The sequence below is a fragment of the Mesorhizobium sp. WSM3224 genome (assembly GCF_000427725.1).
Classification (GTDB): domain Bacteria; phylum Pseudomonadota; class Alphaproteobacteria; order Rhizobiales; family Rhizobiaceae; genus Mesorhizobium.
The window spans coordinates 19,884-37,252 of the sequence record NZ_ATYO01000011.1 but is presented as its reverse complement, the minus strand read 5'-3'; the positions used below and the strand labels follow the sequence as shown (position 1 = coordinate 37,252).

At 60.9% G+C, this 17,369-nt stretch carries 16 protein-coding genes; 8 read left to right on the top strand and 8 right to left on the bottom strand.

The features are described from left to right. Positions 1-282: 282 nt before the first annotated feature. The 6 genes from YU3_RS0119235 to YU3_RS0119210 all read left to right on the top strand — a co-directional run bounded on the left by YU3_RS0119235 (position 283) and on the right by YU3_RS0119210 (position 9,170). A complete protein-coding gene (locus YU3_RS0119235; protein WP_245273549.1) occupies positions 283-1,437 on the top strand; it encodes an NEW3 domain-containing protein in 1,155 nt (384 codons plus the stop codon). Further along, positions 1,434-2,375 (top strand): ABC transporter ATP-binding protein, encoded by a 942-nt coding sequence (locus YU3_RS0119230; RefSeq protein ID WP_027167796.1) that lies wholly within the window; start codon positions 1,434-1,436, stop codon positions 2,373-2,375. Before YU3_RS0119235 ends, YU3_RS0119230 begins: the two co-directional genes overlap by 4 nt. Further along, positions 2,359-3,318 (top strand): ABC transporter permease, encoded by a 960-nt coding sequence (locus YU3_RS0119225; RefSeq protein ID WP_027167795.1) that lies wholly within the window; start codon positions 2,359-2,361, stop codon positions 3,316-3,318. The genes YU3_RS0119230 and YU3_RS0119225 overlap by 17 nt, the downstream gene beginning before the upstream one ends. A gap of 3 nt (positions 3,319-3,321) precedes the next feature. Beyond that, positions 3,322-5,988, top strand: coding sequence for a bifunctional lysylphosphatidylglycerol flippase/synthetase MprF (gene mprF / locus YU3_RS0119220; protein ID WP_245273548.1), 2,667 nt, complete (start codon positions 3,322-3,324; stop codon positions 5,986-5,988). Then, a complete protein-coding gene (locus tag YU3_RS36760) occupies positions 5,981-7,327 on the top strand; it encodes an AcvB/VirJ family lysyl-phosphatidylglycerol hydrolase (RefSeq protein ID WP_036258916.1) in 1,347 nt (448 codons plus the stop codon). The genes mprF and YU3_RS36760 overlap by 8 nt, the downstream gene beginning before the upstream one ends. Positions 7,328-7,628: 301 nt before the next feature. Beyond that, positions 7,629-9,170: a Do family serine endopeptidase gene (locus tag YU3_RS0119210; protein WP_027167793.1), complete on the top strand. Its 1,542-nt coding sequence runs from the start codon at positions 7,629-7,631 to the stop codon at positions 9,168-9,170. Positions 9,171-9,666: 496 nt separating this feature from the next. Here YU3_RS0119210 and YU3_RS0119200 read toward each other — a convergent pair whose 3' ends face one another. The 7 genes from YU3_RS0119200 to YU3_RS0119170 form a co-directional block, all read right to left on the bottom strand. Beyond that, positions 9,667-10,386 carry a DUF4336 domain-containing protein gene (locus YU3_RS0119200; RefSeq protein ID WP_245273547.1) on the bottom strand — a complete coding sequence of 240 codons (720 nt, stop codon included), beginning with the start codon at positions 10,384-10,386 and terminating at the stop codon, positions 9,667-9,669. A gap of 124 nt (positions 10,387-10,510) precedes the next feature. Next, positions 10,511-10,738 carry a hypothetical protein gene (locus YU3_RS36755; RefSeq protein ID WP_036258914.1) on the bottom strand — a complete coding sequence of 76 codons (228 nt, stop codon included), beginning with the start codon at positions 10,736-10,738 and terminating at the stop codon, positions 10,511-10,513. Beyond that, entirely contained in the window at positions 10,735-11,031 is a 297-nt protein-coding gene (locus tag YU3_RS0119190) for a hypothetical protein (protein ID WP_027167791.1), read from the bottom strand. The genes YU3_RS36755 and YU3_RS0119190 overlap by 4 nt, the downstream gene beginning before the upstream one ends. 525 nt (positions 11,032-11,556) lie before the next feature. Further along, positions 11,557-12,126, bottom strand: coding sequence for a hypothetical protein (locus YU3_RS0119185; protein WP_245273546.1), 570 nt, complete (start codon positions 12,124-12,126; stop codon positions 11,557-11,559). A gap of 202 nt (positions 12,127-12,328) precedes the next feature. Continuing rightward, the gene (locus tag YU3_RS0119180; RefSeq protein WP_027167789.1) at positions 12,329-12,859 is read right to left on the bottom strand and encodes a sigma-70 family RNA polymerase sigma factor; all 531 of its coding nucleotides are present in this window, start codon (positions 12,857-12,859) and stop codon (positions 12,329-12,331) included. A 253-nt stretch (positions 12,860-13,112) separates the two neighbouring features. Next, on the bottom strand, positions 13,113-13,418 hold the full coding sequence (locus YU3_RS40665; RefSeq protein ID WP_156913518.1) for a hypothetical protein: 306 nt from the start codon (positions 13,416-13,418) through the stop codon (positions 13,113-13,115). Between the two features lie 140 nt (positions 13,419-13,558). Beyond that, a complete protein-coding gene (locus YU3_RS0119170; RefSeq protein WP_027167787.1) occupies positions 13,559-15,112 on the bottom strand; it encodes a winged helix-turn-helix domain-containing protein in 1,554 nt (517 codons plus the stop codon). Between the two features lie 125 nt (positions 15,113-15,237). Between YU3_RS0119170 and YU3_RS0119165 the strand changes: the two genes are divergently transcribed. Then, on the top strand, positions 15,238-15,699 hold the full coding sequence (locus YU3_RS0119165) for a cupin domain-containing protein (protein ID WP_027167786.1): 462 nt from the start codon (positions 15,238-15,240) through the stop codon (positions 15,697-15,699). Between the two features lie 239 nt (positions 15,700-15,938). After that, the gene (locus tag YU3_RS0119160) at positions 15,939-16,373 is read left to right on the top strand and encodes a RidA family protein (protein WP_036258909.1); all 435 of its coding nucleotides are present in this window, start codon (positions 15,939-15,941) and stop codon (positions 16,371-16,373) included. Between the two features lie 123 nt (positions 16,374-16,496). Here the strand turns inward: YU3_RS0119160 and YU3_RS0119155 are convergent, their stop codons facing one another. Continuing rightward, entirely contained in the window at positions 16,497-17,357 is an 861-nt protein-coding gene (locus YU3_RS0119155) for a 5'-methylthioadenosine phosphorylase (protein WP_245273562.1), read from the bottom strand. Positions 17,358-17,369: the final 12 nt, after the last annotated feature.

Here is a 17,369-nt window from a genome sequence, read left to right as displayed (position 1 = left end):
GGTCTCGTTCATTTCCAGCGGAGCGACCTTTTCGAACCGAGAATCGGCAGCAAGCGTCATCACGCGTTATTACAAATAGGAACAAATCCGTGAACACGGCCGCGCGGGATGATAATCGCCCAACTCGTGCCACAATAGAGGCCCCCATTTCTTCCCGTGCAAAGCCGCCAAGGCTTTGCACGAAAACGATAATTTTCAATTTGTGAGCGGGAGGAATCCATGAATCCTGCGGGTATTCGCGCGCCCTTTTCAAACCCAACAACCTGTGTCGCAACAGCCATATTGGCGGTCGGCCTCGTTTCAGCTGCACCTCAGGCACACGCGCAAACCGCGGCGAGTGCCGCGAGCCAATCGCCGACCGGCTTGTGGCTAACCACGCCTTATCCTGAATTCTCGGCCCAGGCCGGCAAGAATGTCAGCGTGCCCCTAAGTCTGGCTAACCGCGGACTGCCGCCGCAACGTGTCGAGCTCGGCGTCGATGGCTTGCCCGACGGCTGGAAGTGGGAGATCGACGGCGGCGGCAAACCCGTTACCGCGGCAATCGCCGGATCCGATGGTACGGTCGGTCTGACACTGAAGTTGACGCCGCCGACAGGTGATGTCGGCAAGGGGATAAACTTTGCCGTGTCCGGGAAGGCCGGCACGGAAGCTCTCAAATTGCCGATGGTGGTGACGCTTGCCAAGACCGAGCCGGCGAAGTTGACGCTGGAACCCAAGCTCCCTGCGTTGCGCGGCACCGCCAAATCCGCCTTCGACTTCCAAGTCGACATCAAGAACGATGGCCAGGAAGATTCGACGGTCAACCTGCTTTCGAAGGCGCCGCCCGGCTTCCAGGTGACCTTCAAGCAGGGTTACGGGTCTCAGGAACTGACCAGCCTGCCGCTGAAAGCGGGGGAATCGAAAACGCTCTCGGTCAGCGTCCAGCCGCCGGACAACGCCCAGGCTGGTCAATATCCAGTGGCGGTCGCAGCCAGCGGCGGTACCGCCAGCGCCGACACAAAACTGCTGCTCGACATTACCGGCAGGCCATCCGTTTCTCTTTCAGGTCCCCAGGGCCGGCTTTCCGGCGATGCCACGGCGGGTCGGGAACGCACCTTCACATTCACGCTGTCCAACAGCGGGTCGGCACCGGCCCGCGATCTGAAGCTTTCGGCGAGCCCACCATCCGGCTGGAAGGTCACCTTCCATCCCGAGAAGGTCGACGAGATCGCACCAGGCGGAACATCCGATGTCGGCGTCTCGATGACACCTTCGACCCAGGCGATCGCCGGCGACTACATGGTCTCGGTCCGTGCCAATGGCGAGGGCGCATCCGATAGCGCCAATTTCCGGGTGACCGTGCGCACATCCACGCTTTGGGGAGTGACCGGCCTCGGCGTCATCGGCGCCTCTGCATTGATGCTCGCCTTCGCCGTGACTCGGTATGGACGGCGATGAGCCCGGTTATCGAAGCGCGCGGCCTCGTCAAGCGTTACGGTCGATTTCCGGCGGTCGACGGCATCGATCTCACTGTCGAGAAGGGCGAGGTATTCGGTTTGCTCGGCCCTAATGGCTCGGGGAAGACCACCACGATCCTCTTGCTTCTCGGCCTCACTGAGCCGACTGCGGGCTCGATCCGTGTTCTCGGACTCGATCCGCTGCGCCAGCCGCTGACCGTCAAACGGCAGGTCGGATACCTCCCCGACCAGATCGGCTTCTACGATCATCTGACTGCATGGGAAAATCTCGCCTACACGTCAAGGCTTGCAGGCCTGATATCGAAAGAGGCCGACACGCGCATCATTGACGCTTTGGCGCGGGTGCGGCTCGCCGACGTCACCCATCGCCACGTCGCCACCTTCTCGCACGGCATGCGCCAGCGGCTCGGACTGGCCGAGGTGCTGGTCAAGCAAGCCAAAATCGCCATCCTTGACGAACCGACTTCGGGTCTTGACCCGCAATCGACGCAGGAACTTTTGGAGCTGATCCGTGAGTTGGCGGCCGAGGGCGTGACGTTCGTGCTTTCCTCCCATCAGCTTGCGATGATGCAAACGATCTGCGGCCGGGTAGCGCTTTTCCGCAAAGGCCGCATCGGGCTCATCGGACGGGTCGAAGATCTCACTGCCAACGTCCTCGGCGGCTCACATATGGTTGAGGTCGAGGCTGAAAGGGCCGATCTGCCAAAGGTGCTCGCCGGCGCGCCACACATATCCGGCCTGGCCCCGCTGGGTACGGGACGCTGGCGCATCGATGCCGACGCGGACGTCAGGGCCGACATTGCCCGGCGCATCGTAGACGCCGGCGGCGCGCTTCATTCAATGACCATCCGTCAGGCCACCCTTGACGAGGTCTATGTCCGCTTTTTCGAAGGAGACAACCATGATGTCGCGGCGTGAAGGATCGCCATTTGCCGGCCTGTCGACGATCGCGCTCAAGGAAGCCGCCGATCACATGAACAGCATCCGCATCCACTTGGTGATGGTTCTGGTGCTGCTTACGGCAATCGGATCGGTCTATGCCGCGATCGGCCAGATCAAGGCCACAATCGGTGAAGATCAGTTCCTGTTCCTGCGGCTGTTCACCACCGCGCAGCAACCCCTGCCTTCCTTCGTCTTCTTCCTCGGCTTCCTGATCCCTCTGGTAGCGATAGCGCTGGGTTTCGACGCCATCAACGGCGAATACAATCGCCGCACGCTGTCGCGCATCCTGTCGCAGCCGATCTACCGCGACGCGCTTCTCACCGGCAAATTCCTGGGCGGGCTTCTGGTCATCGCCATCTGCCTGCTGGCTCTGTGGCTGCTGGTCACCGGCCTTGGCATGCTCCTGCTGGGGCTGCCACCCAGCGGGGAGGAGATCGCCCGCGGCCTTGCCTTCCTGTTTGCTTCCTTCGTCTATGCCGGCGTTTGGCTGGCGGTAGCGATGGCTTTCTCCACCATCGTCAAATCGCCGGCGACGTCGGCGCTCTGCGCGCTCACCGCATGGCTGCTGTTCACCGTGTTCTGGCCGATGCTGGCGCCGCTGATCGCCGGCGCCGTCGCGCCGATCGACCCTCTCGATCCGATGACCGCGGTTCATCAAATCGACATTCAGCAGGCCATCGCCCGCATCTCGCCCAACACGCTCTACGGGGAAGCCACGCTTGCCTTGCTCAACCCGGCAACGCGCTCGCTCGGCCTGCTGTTCACCGACCAGTTGAGCGGGGCACTGATGGGAGCACCCCTGCCATTCTCGTTGAGCGTGGCGCTGATCTGGCCGCAGCTCGCCGGCATGATCGCCGCGCTTCTAGTGCTGTTCACCATCGCCTACGTTTCGTTCCAGCGACAAGAAATAAGGGCGTAAGCGGTGTCGCTTGCCGCCCAAACAGATGTCGGACGTGCGAGCATCGCGCAAGAGAACTCCGCCCCCCGCGCGGTGCAGTTGGATATCCCGCGACTGGGGGTTCAATCAGGTGCCAAGGCACGCCGCCTCGCGCTTTCCGCAATCATTTTTGCAGCGTTGAGCCTTCTTGTTCTGGCATTCGGCAGCACGATCCAGGGCATCGATTATCATGCCCTCGTGCACACCCTCAGTCATTTCCCTGCGGCTGCGATTGGCGGGTCGATCCTTGCAACAGCGGTAAGCTTCGCGGCCGTCATCGGGCGCGACATCTGTGCGGTGTATTACGTCGGCGCTCGCACGCCCCGCCTAGCGCCCGTGGTGGCCGGTTTTTGCGGTACCGCTCTCGGCAACGCTGTCGGGTTTGGCACTCTCACGGGCGCGGCTGTCCGATACCGCATCTACCGTGCCGCCGGGATTCGGTCCGATGACATTGCCCGCCTCCTTTTGTTCGTCGCGGGCGGGTTCGGTCTCGGCCTTGCCGGCTTCGGAGGCTTGACGACCCTGATCGAAGCGGTGCCGGTCTCCCATCTTCTGGAGTGGCCGACAACCTTTTTGCAGGTCGTGGCAGGGGGCGCGCTCGCTGGGTCGATCATACTGCTGTTGTTTGGCTTGCGCGGCCCCGTCCGCATCGGCGGCTTTTGTCTTGCCCCACCGAGCAAAGCGATCGCCGGCATGCAGCTTGGGCTGACGGGTGTCCGGCTCTTCGCAGCCGCGACCGCACTGTGGATGCTGCTACCGGGGGCTTCAATCGACTTCCTTAGCTTTGCCGCGATTTTCTCTGCCGCTACCGCTTTGGGCGTTGTCAGCAGCTTACCAGGCGGCATTGGGATATTTGAGGCAGCTGTTTTCTGGGCTTTTGCGGGACATGCTTCCGTAGACCAGATCGCGGCCGCGCTGCTGGCGTATCGGGGGATATATTTTGCGATGCCGGTGGTGCTTTCCGCGGCTCTGCTCGCAATATTCGAAGCTCGGCTTGCTATTGGAACGAGGAACCCTACCGCAGGCGATCCTCTCATCGAGGCAGCAGCACGCCTGACACCGCGCTTCATGGGTGTCATCGCGTTTGCGACCGGAGTGATGCTTCTCGTGTCCGGGGCGACGCCGACTTTCGGACACAGGCTGGCCATCCTCTCGATGCAACTGCCTCTTTGGGTGGTGGAAACCTCTCATTTCATGGGCAGCCTGTTGGGCGTCGTATTTCTTTTTGTCGCACGCGGATTGTTCGAGCGACGTGACGGCGCCTGGTGGCTTGCGCTATTGATGGCCACAGCGAGCCTCGGCTTGTCTTTGGCCAAGGGACTTGCCTATGGCGAGGCTGGATTCCTCGCTATTGTGATCTGCCTCCTGCTCGCCACCAAACGCCAATTCGACCGGCCAGCGTCAATGCTGGACCACCCCTTTACCCTGGGATGGATCGCCGCCGCCGGTCTGATAGTCATCGCAACGAGCGCGATCTTCTTTGTTGCGTTCCGGAATGCCGACTACACAGCACGCGATCTGTGGTGGCAATTCGAGTTCGACGCGCAAGCTCCCAGGGCGCTGCGTGCCTTGCTTGGCGCGGCGGTTCTTGCCGTCGCAATCGGCCTTTGGCAGTTGCTTCGCCCACCAAAAGGCCTTGCGACGCGTCCGAACCCAATGGTGCTCGGGCAGGCCTCGCGGATCATTCGTGCGCAGGACAGGAGCCAGGCAATGCTAGCCCTCATGGGTGACAAGAGCCTGATGTTCTCGCAAACGGGAGACGCTTTCATAATGTATGGAAAGCGCGGCCGTAGCTGGATTGCGCTCTTCGATCCCGTAGGTCCAGTCAAGGAATGGCCGGAGCTCATCAAGGGGTTCGTCGCATTGGCCGCCAGTCACGGTGGCCGCGCCGCATTCTACCAGATCCGCCCCGAAAACCTGCCGTTCTACCTGGATGCGGGCCTTTCGGTGATGAAGCTTGGCGAGGAGGCATGCGTGCAACTGGCTGCCTTCGAACTGAGAGGTGGAGCGAGTGCCCACCTTCGCTATGCGCTTAAGCGAGGCGAGCGTGAAGGATTGACGTTCGACCTGGTGCCGCCTCACCAGACTGCCAGGGTCATGGATGCTCTGACCGACGTTTCGGTCGAGTGGCTGCGTTCGCGCAGGACCAGGGAAAAAGGATTCTCGATCGCTGCGTTCGAGCCGGCCTATCTGGGCTCTCAGTGGGTCGCCCTCGCTCGCCAAGGCGATGTTCCCGTCGCCTTCGCAACCGTCATGACGACTGGAACCTTCCAGGAAGCGTCGGTTGGCCTGATGCGGCACACTGCCATGGCATCGCCTTACGCCATGGAATTCCTGTTCACGAAGCTGATCCTCGAACTCAAGGACATACGCTATCGCAGTTTGAGCCTCGGCATGGCTCCGCTGAGCGGCGTGCTGGCGGCTCCGCTATCGTCGCGATGGCACAGGTTGGGTGAAATGATCTGGCGATATGGCACGCGCCTTTACAATTTCCAGGGCCTCAGAGTTTTCAAAAACAAGTTCAATCCGGTGTGGGAGCCGCGCTACTTGGCTGCCTCGGGCACGTTGAGCCCATTTGTCATCCTGGCGGATGCTACGGCTTTGATTAGTGGCAGGTTCAGGGGCGCAGGAGCACGAACGCAGAATGAATAGTCTGGCCTTTCTGCTGGCAGCAGCATTCGCAATCCTGGCGCCGACACCATCACTGGCGATCGAGGGCGGCCGCTACGGGGATGTCCACCTTTTGGTGCCGGACGGCCAGATCCAGGGATACGTCGTCTTGTTCTCTGATGAGAACGGATGGAGCGACGCGAACCAGGCGACGCTCGCGGCACTCGGACGGCAGGGGGCGCTTGCGGTCGGCGTGGACACCAAAACCTATCTGGCCAAGCTGTCGGAAGAAAAGGAGCCCTGCCATAACCTCGTGGGCGATGTGGAGGTCCTTAGCCGCCGGCTGCAGCGTGAGCACAGTGGCCTGCAGTACCATTTTCCCATTCTGGCTGGTGTCGGTGCCGGCGGTACGCTTGCGCGGGCCATTCTGGCGCAAGCTCCCGTCAACACGCTGGCTGGGGCTGTCTCGGTAGATCCGAGCGTGGTTCTTCCCAGCGAGCGCCCGCTTTGCGCGGGGGCGCCCTCGTTTCCGGAGAAAGGTGGTTTCGCGTACGGGCCGTCCCAGGCCTTGCAGGGATTTTGGAGCCTTGGCTTCACGGCAGGAGAACCGCAAGACGCACGCGTTCATTTTACTTCGCTCCAAAGCGCCGGTGCGGCGATGAGCATTCAGTCTGTCCCCGGCACCCCGGCCAGCGCCCTCCCCTCGCTTGTAGCGCCACATCTCGACACGGGCGGCGTCAATGGTGTCTCGGCGCTTCCCTTGATCGAGCTGCCGGCGTCACATCCAACTGGGCTGATGGCCATCGTTCTGTCAGGCGACGGCGGCTGGCGCGACCTCGACAAGACAATCGCCGAAGAGCTGCAATCGCGTGGGGTGTCCGTAGTCGGTTGGGACAGCGTCCGGTATTTTTGGAAGAAAAAAACGCCCGAACAGACCGCGGCGGACCTGACCGCGGTGATCCAGACATACCGTGAAAAATGGCACACCCAACACGTGGCCTTGGTCGGCTACTCCTTTGGGGCAGGTGTACTCCCGTTCGCCTACAACCACCTCGCCACCAACGTGAAAGCACATATAGCGCAAATCTCCCTACTGGGGTTCGCGAATACAGCCGATTGGGAGATTCAAGTCGCAGGATGGCTTGGCGCTGCTCCCAGCTCAGAGGCTATCCCAGTCGCGCCGGCGATCCAGCAGGTGCCACCGGATTTGATCCAATGCTTTTATGGGGACGAGGAGTCTGACACATTTTGTCATGCGCTCTCCCAGCGAGGTGTTGAGGTGATCAAGACACCCGGCGGCCACCACTTTGACGGCAACTACTCACATTTGGCCGAGCAGATCCTGGATGGCTTCAAGCGGAGGGTCGCTGCCAAGATGTAGCGCCCGTTGACAGCACGCCGGTCTGGAGTCCGACACGGCCACGGCATGATCGCAGCACTTCTGGTACTGTTCAGATTTGAGCATAGGAAGTAGCTGACTATTTGTCTAGTCAGGAATGGAAGCTTCCGACCTTCACGGCAATCGTCAGTACGAGATCATCTCAAGGGCAGTGCCCGGATGGATTATTCGCCAACGTTACAAACTGTTCATACAATGGAAATGACGTCGTAATGTGCGCCTCTCTATTCTTTTCGGTACGATGCCCATCAGGGCGAGATTCTTGCAAAGAGGATACGAAATCATGAAAAATTTCCCCAGTATGGCTTCCAGTACGCACAAACGTCTGATGGCTGCCGCTGCGTCCCTGACTGTTGCCGGGGTGATCGGCGTCGGGGCCTATGCCACCAGCACAAGGCCCGTTCTGGCCGATGCCGTGCACGTTCAGACAGCGCAGCTACCGGGCTTCGCCGATCTCGTCGAACGGGTCACGCCGGCGGTCGTCAGCGTCAAGGTCAAGGCAAAGGTCCAGTCGACCGCCGACGACGGCTCCAACGATCAGAATGGTTTCGATAACTTGCCCGACAACCCGCAACTGCGTCGGTTCTTCAAGGAATTCCGCGGCTTTGGCGATCAGGGCGGCGAGTTCGGCATGCGCCGCTTCGGTCACCGTGACCACAACGGCCAACCCCGTCCGGTCGCGCAGGGCTCCGGCTTCTTCATCTCCGAAGACGGCTATCTCGTCACCAACAACCACGTCGTCTCGGAAGGCTCGGACTTCAGCGTCGTCACCAATGACGGCAAGGAATTCGACGCCAAGCTGATCGGCACCGATCCGCGCACCGATCTCGCCGTGTTGAAGGTCGACGGCGGCGGCAACAAGTTCACCTATGTCGACTTCGCTGACGATTCCAAGGTCCGCATCGGCGACTGGGTGGTTGCCGTCGGCAATCCGTTCGGCCTCGGCGGCACCGTCACCGCCGGCATCGTCTCGGCCCGCGGCCGCGATATCGGCGCCGGCCCCTATGACGACTTCATCCAGATCGACGCCCCGGTCAACCGCGGCAATTCGGGCGGCCCGACCTTCAACCTCAACGGCCAGGTGGTCGGCATCAACACCGCCATCTTCTCGCCGTCGGGCGGCAGCGTCGGCATTGCCTTCGATATCCCGGCCTCGACCGCCAAGCAGATTGTCGAGGACCTGATGAAGAACGGTTCGGTACAGCGCGGCTGGCTCGGCGTCGAGATCCAGCCGGTCAGCAAAGACATCGCCGAGTCGCTCGGCCTGAAGTCCGAGAAGGGCGCGCTTGTCTCGAGCGCCCAGGACGACGGCCCCGGCAAGAAGGCCGGCATCGCTGCTGGCGACGTCATCACCCAGGTCGACGGCAAGGATGTCGCTTCGCCGAAGGAGCTCGCCCGCTTGATTGGCGCCTATGCGCCTGGCAAGTCGGTCGACGTCACGGTCTGGCGCGACGGCAAGACTCAGACCGTCAAGGTCGATCTCGGCACACTGCCGGCAAGCGACAAGCAGGCCTCGAATGATGGCAAGCGGCAGGCGCCCCCCGCCAAGGCCGACACGCTTGCCGAACTTGGGCTCACTGTCACCAAGGCCGACAACGGCAAGGGCCTTGTGGTCACCGATGTCGATCCCAACAGCACCGCCGCGGACCGCGGCATCCAACCGGGCGACGTCATCACCTCGATCAATTCGAATAAGGTCAACACCACCGACGACGTCTCGAAGGCCATGGCCGATGCCACCAAGGCCGGCCGCAAGGCGGTGCTGATGCAGATCACCCGCGACGATTCGAACCGCTTCGTCGCACTGCCTGTTACCAACGGCTGATCCTGCCCAGAAATTAGGGTCGGTTCGCCAACAGTTTGACTTTTCAGTGCGTCGGTTTTTCAGACCTTTGAGCCGACGTACTGAAAGGGACGATTGCTGGGAATAGAGAGGTGTCGAATACCACCGGGATCGCCTAGGATCGCATTCTCACCCGGAAACTGGCGCCCCGCTTCCGGCTATCTCTTCAGCGGCGCGAGCAACGAGAGAGCTTAAGTGTCTCCGATCCGAGACGGGAAGCGACGCGCTTGCCCAGCTTCCTGGGCGCAATCAAAGCGTAGCACACACGAGACCCCTGCCCGCGTCGTCATCCGCGCACCTGCTTAGAACCTTCCTGCTCAATTGGGCGGCTCAAAAAGCCATAGCGACAAGCCGATCGCAACGATCGCCAATACGACCAAGAACAGCGCGGTTTCAATCGTTCTGTCCATCCCCAAGAAAGCTAGTTGCCTTTGCCTGAATGACAAATCAAACCGGCGTCAAGCTTCCACCACCACCCTCACAGTACCCAGCGGAACGCTCGTCTGAGTTCGGCAGTCCCGTCTTTCTCGTACCATCGGCCATGCGAGACTATGACGCGTTCCGGATGCCAGGCGAGCATCTGGTGAATCGCCAGTTGCAAGGCCTTGCGGCGACGACAAAAGCTCAGCCGCATGTCGATCGGCGCCTTGCCGTCCGGGTCGGCAACCCCGGCGAGTCTGATCAGCAGCCTAAAGAGCCAGTTGTGCACCCGCTTTGGCTCAAAATTCTCGATTAGATCGGTGAGGACGAGCGTTCGCGAGGCGCGATGAAAAAGAACCGCTTCTGTGAGGACATCGCCCCGTACGACCAGCATCTCAATCTCGCCAGGCCACGGCGAGTCCCGACCCACCAGCAACCGGTCAACCTCGATCGGGCGCTTGGCCCGTTTTTGCAAACCTCGCACCGCGAGAACGTCCGCTCTGGCTACGGCGGCTTTCCAGTCCGGCACCCACCAGTAGTGCAATGAATTCGGGGCGACCAAAAAACGGACTGGCCCCAGCATTTCGATTGCGGAGCGCAGCGCGGGCGTGAGGGCCACGGGCGAATGGAGGATCAGGTCGCCGTTGCGGAGCCGAAGGACTGTCATCCGCGTGGTGAAAGGAAGCTTCATTGATCCGAAGCCGAACTCAATCTGCGGTCCATCAACGATCCACACATCGGGAGCCACCGGCTTGAGGACGTTGATCGGTTCGTACAAGTCCAAACTGGAACGAGCTTTGGGTATTAGCGGCATGGCCTAACTCAGCGCTCAATCCGAAAATGGCGCTTTCCCGAGCTTGCTTGGGCAAGCAGGCGTCTTAGAACGATATGGCGCGCTCGCGTCACTTGAGAAGCGCCTTTTGGCGGATTGCCAGCCATTCCTGAAGGACAAGCCGAATGACGTCCGATCTCGCGACCTTCATTTCAGCAGCGGCTTCGGCCAGCGCGATCTCGATGCTTGGGTCGAACGACACTGGTGCCGATTCCCGCAACATGGTCGCGGCGCGGATATCGGCAAGCCGCACCTCATCAAGGTCATTCCCAGGGCGCTCTTCCGATCTGGCCGTCATGACGGCAACTCGGGCAGTTCGTTTGCCTGCGGGACGTAGTCCCGAATAGCGACGATCCAATCGTCCCTTACCGTGGCCAGGACCAAGCGGCAGCCCTGCGGATAATATCTCGGTAAAGCAGCGGCCTGATCAACGAGAGCCGCTCCATTCAGCCCACACAACTCGCCTCCAAGCAGCCAACCTTGACATTTGTTGTCATCCACCACCGCGATGTATTCCCCATCGCAGGGATAACCGATTAAGCCAATTTCTTCGTAGTCCTTCAATCTGCGCTTCTCGTTGGCTGCCTTCAAAGCGACTACCTCTCCTCGGTTGAACAAAGACGGGAGGCATTCCAGCGTAACGGCCCGGCATCACCCCAGCCTGATGCCGGGCCGTGAGGAAGTGCCCGCGCGGTCGCACTTCCTAGACCACAGGGCCATTTGAATCCGACATGGATTCGTTTGCGCATGCAACGAGCGGTATCGTTGGACCTTGTTGCCGCGCCTGCGATAGCCAAACCCCGCGATTCTCCTGAGAGAGCCCCTTCATGGCGGCGCGCGCTGCCGAGGTGATTTCGAACGCACCGCAAGACGCACACTGAAACTCTGCCTTGCGGAGCGTGATTTCAGCCTCCAAAGCCGTTCCAGCGCAGATTGGGCATGAGGAAGGATAATATCTCCTCTCAAAAGGCAACATGTTCATCGTGTAAATCTCCCAAACGGCTCGCGGCCGGCGGTGAAGCGCTAGACCAGTGCCAGTGGCGCTCCAGTACGGAAAAATCTTTTACTCTAATATTGCGCCCGTCTGATTCTTCTTCCGGGCCATTGGACCCATGATCAACCTCTTGTCTTGGGAGCGACATTCCTCCGCGTGGCGACTTCGATCTGCTTTGCTTCCACCTCGAGCCGGTCCGGCGCGGCGGAGCCCATCAAGGCGTAGGCCGTGCCTCCCGATTGCCAGTACACTGTTGGCACCCGACCGTCCGTAGCCGTGGTCGGCGGCACCGCATCCTCGCCGTTCATCGGGGCGGCGACAAGCGTGATGCGGCCGACGCTTGGCGTGTCGGCAGTCACGACCAGGCTTTGCTTGCCGTTCCATGGCTGCACCTGGACATCTTTGACCACCCAAACCGACGGAAGCGTCGGCATGCTGACGTTGACGGCGCCAACCAGCCGCTCGATCTTGTCCTGCTTCGGCTCGACACCCCTCTCTGGCCCGGCATTGAGTTGCGCGACCCGCAAGGCGTCCCGAGCGGCCAGGATGAAGGTTGCGTCGGCCGTCTTGCCTCCCTGGCGAAGCGGCACGGTCAACGAGTTGGCCGACCACCCGATAGCCACCAGCGCTACAGCGGCGACTTGAAGTCTGAGCAGCGCAAGGATTTTCCTGCGGCGAAACGCCCCTTCCAATTGCTTCGCCTTATCCACGCTCGCGCCGGGCGGAAACAACCGCCGTGGCTGAGAGTCGCGCAACGCTTCCATGCGCTGTGCGTGAGCGAAAACCTCTGCCGCCAGTTCAGGTTCCCGTGCAAGTCGGGCTTGCAGGTCGGATCTCTGCGACTGCGATAACTCACCGTCCAGCAGGCGGCCGATATCCTCTTCGGAAATGCTATCAGTGGGCCACATCGCGCCCTCCCACGAGCTTCAAATGACCGGAAGCCCCGTCATCCGTGTTTTCCATATTGTGCTTCAAAGCGGCGCGAGCCCGGCTCAGGCGGGACATCACCGTTCCTATAGGCACTCCCAGGATCTCGGCTGCTTCCGCATAAGTGAAGCCCAGCACCCCAACCAGATGGAGTATTTCGGCCTGATCGGTCGGCATTCGTGCAAGAGCCCGTCCGACATTGGCGAGTTCAGCCGAATGTTCCTGCGAAGGCGGCAAGGCGGAATCGCACAGATCGGCAAATGAAGCCATGCGCTGCCTGAGGGAATGAACTCGACTGGCATGTGTGAGAAAGGTGTTTCGAACGATCGTAATGAGCCATGGCAGCAATGGACGAGAACTGTCGTAAGTGCGAGCCAAAGAGAGCGCTCGGACAAGAGATTCCTGAACCAAATCATCTGCCTCGGAATCGTTGCCGGTCAACACCCGGCCGTAGCGCCAGAGATCTTCCAAGTGCGGTATGACGTCCAAATTCTTCATATCACCAAAGCTGTTTCTGCTCCCTAAGCCACACCCGCTCAACCCTCTCGCGTCAAAGCGGCAAGAGAAGCGGCCCAGCGGTTAGGGACAGGCAACCGCTGGGCCGATTGGGAGCGTGCTCCTCCCGACTGCAAGAACTGAGAGCCATGCATCCTCAGTTGCCTGCGCCGCTCCCTGTGTTCCGACATGGCCCTCGAAACGCTTCCAGGTCGGGCTCACCCTCCTTCCACCATTTACTAAGATCAGCCGAAAACTATTCCAGGCGACAGCGAAATTCTTTTTTGAAGGGCAGGTAGGCCTCATTGGCACTGTGACTGCGGAATAAAATTCCTTGTTCAAGGGTATCATGAGAAGCCGTGTTCACCCGAACGGCAGGGATCACTTGTGAGAGCGGTACGATGCAACTTGGCGAGATAATTGCAAATACCTTCGCCGCGATCTTGGTGATATGCGGTCTCGCCTTCATCTTCTTGGTAACCGGACGGCTCGTCTTCCCCAGGCGCCAAGCGCGAATGGTTGTCATCTTGTCGGCCGACCAGGATACGACAGCCTCGATCATCAACACCCATCCGCGTCTGCCGACGACCTTCAACCTTGCGCTCGCCCCGTCCCGGCCCCTAGGAAGAAACTGACTGCAATACGGGACGATGGCAAAAGCCGGCTTGGGCCGGTGAATATGGGGCGGACATGGCTTATGCGTTACTCCGGCAAGCCGGCAGCATTTAGTGCCTCACCGAGGCATTGCGCGAGTGCAGGGTCGCAGTTGACGGCTGCGAACTGCCGCCCATAGCGGAACGTCGGATGCAACTCGCGGACCCGCGCAGCGGCCGCCCTTGCTTCTTCCAGCCGGCCGAGCTTGGCCAGGGCGGCTGCCAATTGCACATAAGTGATGCTGTGCGCGGGATTGGAATGAACGGACTTGTAGGCGGTGCGGCAGGCTTCATCGTAGCGGCCGCGCAGCAAATGACTCATCGCCTGCGCGTCGAATGCGGCAAAAGCCCATGGATCGAATGGGCTGAGCCGCATCCCCCGCTCGCTCCACTCGATGGCCCGCTCCGCTTCACCGGCCCAGCCGAGAATGACGCTTCCCAAAATGTAGGTCAGGGCGGACGACGGGCTGATGGCGAGCGCAGCCTCCAAGGCGGTGAAGGCAGCCTTGCGGTCATGTCCATCCATGCCCACGGAGAACCCCGCAAGGGTCAGCGCGGTGGCATCGTCCTGTCCATGAAGGATGGCTGAGCGCGCATATCGTATCGAAGCGGCGCGGTCGGCTTCCTGCAAGCCGGCGCGGAGAAAGAGGCAATGGTGGCACATCGCAGCGTTGCCATGCGCCAGAGCATAGGCCGGATCGAGCTCGATGGCACGTTCGAGTAGCACGAGCGCTTTCTTAACCCGCTCCGGCATGCCGGAATCCACGTCGAGTTGCGCCCGCAGCACCAGATCGTAGGCATCGAGACTGTCGGGCCGCTTGCGCTTCACCCTGTCGATTTCTGCGCGCCGCAAGCTCGGCGCGATTGCGCCGACAGCCGATAGGGCAATTTCATCCTGCAGCGCAAAGATATCGGCGGAGCTGCGATCATACCGCTCGGCCCATATGTGTGCGCCGGTCGATGCATCGATCATCTGCCCGGTCACGCGCACGCTGCCGCCGGCCCTTCGCACGCTGCCTTCGAGCACATAGCGCACGCCAAGCTCGCGCCCGATCTGCTTAATGTCCACCGCGCGACCCTTGTAGGTGAAGGTCGAGTTGCGCGCGATGACGAGCAGCCAGTTGATGCGCGCTAGCCCAGTGATGATATCGTCGACGATGCCGTCGGCAAAATAATCCTGGTCAGGATCGCCGCTCAGATTCGAGAACGGCAAAACCGCGATCGACGCCTTGCCGGGCAGGGTCGGCGTTGGCCTGACGAGGATCTCGGCTGCCGGATTGAGGTCATCAACCGAGACTGCCGGTCCGACATAGCGATAGCCGCGTCGCGGCCGCGTCTCTATCCAGCCCGCGCCGCCGGCCAGGTTCTCGATCACCCGGCGCACCGCCGCAATCTGGACCGTCAGGTTGCTGTCCTCGATGGCTTGCCCGGGCCATGCCGTTTCGATCAGCGCCTCTTTCGAAACCAGCACGCCCGTCCGCTCCACAAGCAGCGCAAGCAGTGTAACTGCCCGCTGACCGAGCGGCGTCGGCTCGACGCCGTGGAACAGAATCCCGGCACCGGCGTCCAGGCGAAATGGGCCAAAGGCGAGGCTTCTTGCCATCCCCGAAGGAGATACCGTTTGCGAATTTTTCGCAATCATTTCGGAGCGGCTTCACGACTTGTCGAAATGGCGGGCGCATCTTGACCGGGTGCTTGCCGAACAGCACCGAGCCAATGGAGGATCAGATGAGCGCCGCTCCCGTCATTCGCATGCCAGGTGAGAATAAAGGGGTCATGTTGCGTGGCCATCCGCTGGCGTTTCTTGTCACCGGGGAGAACACGAAGCACACGAGCATGTTCGACTGGACGATCCCGCCACGGTTCGCCACCGGCCTTCATGTTCATCGCGTGCAGGAGGAAACCTTCTACCTGCTTGAGGGCGAATGTGTCTGGCACGTCGGCGAAAAGACGATCCGCGCCACGCCGGGTACCTACCTGTTCATTCCACCAGGCGTGCAGCACAACATCACCAATATCGGCGACAAGCCGGCGCGCGTGCTGATGACTGTTTCTCCGCCCGGGCACGAGCACTATTTCGAGGAGCTTGCGAAGGTGGCCGCGCACGGCTCTCCGGATCCGGAGGCGCTTGCCGAGCTGCGGAACCGGTACGACACCGATCAGATATCAACCCTGACGACAAACGCGTAGCCGCAGGGGCGAAGACCTTCATGGGGTAGTGCAACCGCGGTGTTGTCGCCCGGCGTTGCCCGCTTTCTGCACCCAGTAAGCTGACCGCAGAGCTCCGCGTATTATCGCCCGGCGATGTAAGTACGCGAGGATTTCGTCGAGCTGTAGCGCAATACTGCAGCAGCTCGACGGGGTCACCTTCGCTTGCGTAGCGGCTACGACTGAATCGACCACAAACCCAGCAGAAGGGAGAGAAACCATTGGCAAACGCAAAGGCGCAACAGACTCGAGCATTTGAATTTATCAATCCTGCCGGCCTCTATGACCCGTCGGCCAATGGCTATTCGCATATTGCCCGGCTCGGCATGGGCGCCCGCATCGCATTTATAGCTGGGCAAGGCGGTGAAACGCCGGACGGGTCACTTTCGCCTGACTTCCGTCTTCAGGTACGGCAAGCCCTCGATAATCTTGCGGTCGCTGCGGCCGCAGTTGGTGCGAATCTGCAGGGCGTCGTCAAACAAACGATGCTGGTCGTCGATCACGATGAAAAGAAGCTTCACATTCTTGGCGAGGAGTTCGCACGTGCCTATGGTCCCGGCATGATGCCGACGGCTACGTTGATCCCGGTTCCACGCTTGGCCCTCGACGGCATGCTTTTCGAGGTGGAAGCGATCGTCGCGATTTCGGCAGAGTAGTTGTGAACCGCCGAGCGGCTGATGGGTGGTTTGAGCCGACTGCCGCCGGGGGCAGAGTCAATTGTGACACTGAAGCTATCTTGGCAAGTCCGGGCATTCGAGCATCCTGACTCCATCGCTCGTTCAGAACCGGGTAGAACGCTCTGCCGGTTGAGGCGACTTTAAACCCTGGCAAGAGCATTCCGGATTTGCCGGAAGTCGTGCGGCAGTCTCCAGCGCGACGCGCGAGGCTGTCATAGAGAGGCTCGGCAACACATGCTCCTGCAGCAATTCCTGCCGACTGCGGTCCATATAGTCGTTGAAACCTGCGGTCACGAACGCAAGAGGCACGAAACACGCGCCTATCTCGCGCGACAAGGTGGCCTCAGGGGCGATCGAATGGTTGAGCACATCCGCCCCCAGGTTTCGAAACGCCAAGGCTTCGGCCGGGGTGGTCAGCCGCGGACCGTAACAGTGGCCAGCGACCAACTGCTGCTCGATGCCATGAACGCGGCATTCGGCTGGCCAATGGCGCCGGGCAGTTTCGGCCAGAATCGCCGCACATCTTGGACATACAATCTGCTTGCCCGAGCAGTCGAAGCTCTGGCGGCCAGGCAGCAGCGAAAACGGGGTCTGCGTCAGTTCGATGATATCGGCGTTCACCACCATGTCGCCGGGCTTGATCGCCTTGTTGACGGCGCCGATGGTCGAACACGACAGGACTTGCCTTACCCCCGCGCTCATCAACACCCAGAACGCGCGGCGATGGCAGGAATGGTCTACATGGTCGCGGGGATTGCCGTGCGAGTACATGCACAAAGCACGCTTGGTTTTGCCTTCGGCGGAAATCGAGGCATCGAACTCGAGAAGCTTCCAGTTGTCGCTGCGACCGAAAGGCGTTTCAAAACTCATGTCCCGCCGCAAGGTGCGCACACCCGCGAATTCGACATCTTCCGGGAAGGCAAGCCCCCAGTTTGCCGAGCCGGTGATGATCGCCAACCCCACCTGGGGTATGTC